This is a genomic window from Clostridium brassicae (genome assembly GCF_026738875.1).
GTDB classification, from domain to species: Bacteria; Bacillota; Clostridia; order Clostridiales; family Clostridiaceae; genus Clostridium_H; species Clostridium_H brassicae.
The window spans coordinates 1-1,610 of record NZ_JAPQFJ010000057.1; the positions used below are offsets into that span (position 1 = coordinate 1).

Below are 1,610 nucleotides of genomic sequence, written 5' to 3' on the forward strand. Positions count from 1 at the left end.
GTTAGGCACGCCGCCAGCGTTCGTCCTGAGCCAGGATCAAACTCTCAATTTAAAAGTTTAATCTTTACTCAATTCAATTGACTGACTTTATATCAACTTCTGTTTAATTTTCAAAGACCATTTCCTTCGCTGCACTTAAGCAACTCATTTAGTATATCAGTTTGTCTGTTCTTTGTCAACAACTTTTTGGATTTTTTATTTCAAACCTTGTTGTTGTCTTGCCATTGCTCTCTCGCGACGACATGGACTATCTTATCATAATTACTATATTTATTAAACAAAATACATCCTATAAAAATAGATTATCATTATTATAGTCTATTTAACTAGTTTTTTCTCCATTTTAATCATGTTGATACACAAGGATAAGTATATTTAAGGCAATTCTCCTCGATTTAAACTCCCTTCAAATCAAAATTAGGAATGTATCTTGTTGTTGAACTATCAAAGTCTTGAAAGAAGCCATTTTCAACTCCATTAGATATTGCATAATTAAGTAAAGTCTCATAATGTTTTCTGCTAAGTTTTCTATTAATCTCTGGATAATTATTCAAATCTCCTACAGGTGTATATTGACACATAATATTTAAGTATACTTCTTTAGGCAAATTGTTAATCACCCAGTCAATAACTTTTTTAGAATCAAATAATAGACCTGGAATCATTAAATGTCTTACCATCAATCCTTTTTTTAATATTTTCCCATCAAATTTAGGAACACCTACCTGCCTTAACATTTCGAGTATTGCTTTTGAAGCTTTCTGAAAGTAATCAGATACTTTGGAATACTTTAAACCATATTTACTATCGTAATATTTTATATCTGGTAAATATATGTCAATATATCCATCTAATATTTTTAAAGCTTCCTCATTTTCATATCCACTTGAATTATAAATTATAGGTATATTTAATCCACCCCTTTTTGCTATATCTAGAGCATCCTTAATAAACGTTATATAAGGAGTAGGTGTTACAAGATTAATATTATTTGCTCCTTGCTCTTGCAACTCTAACATAATTTCAGATAATCTTTCAACAGAAATAACCATTCCATATCCATTATGACTTATTTGATGGTTTTGACAAAATACACATCCTAAATTACAATTAGTAAAAAAAATAGTTCCTGAACCATTTTCCCCTGAAATACACGGTTCTTCCCACATATGTAAAGAGGCTTTGGCAACTTTAATTTCATTTTTAACTTTGCAATATCCCGTATCTATACTTCTATTAATCTTACAGTTTCTAGGACACAATTCACACTCAAATAACTCATTCATATTTATCACCATTTTCTTTATATTTATTAAAATAACCTGCTCTTTAATATTAATTTCTACACTTAATTATTTGCTTTATATTTTTATACAAAATAGTTCATTCATTAAAATATAATCTATTTTTCAATAAAATTCTAATATATTAATTTTATTAAAATGTATCTAAATAAAATAATATAATATAAAAATTAAATAACAAGATTAAATTCAAAAAATAAAAATGCACCAAGCATTAGCTTAGTGCATTTACTCTTACCTGGCGACGACCTACTCTTCCACACCGTCTCCAGTGCAGTACCATCGGCGCTTTGAAGCTTAACCTTC

Annotated in this window: 1 protein-coding gene; it reads right to left on the bottom strand. The window is 28.6% G+C overall.

Annotated features, from left to right (window positions below):
- Positions 1-395 precede the first annotated feature (395 nt).
- Complete coding sequence (locus tag OW729_RS19315) at positions 396-1,286, bottom strand: radical SAM protein (RefSeq protein WP_268063155.1); 891 nt, start codon at positions 1,284-1,286, stop codon at positions 396-398.
- Positions 1,287-1,610: the final 324 nt, after the last annotated feature.

Coding starts and splice junctions, on each gene's coding strand:
- OW729_RS19315 (WP_268063155.1), bottom strand. CDS start 1,286: ATGAATGAGTTATTTGAGTGTGAATTGTGTCCTAGAAACTGTAAGATT.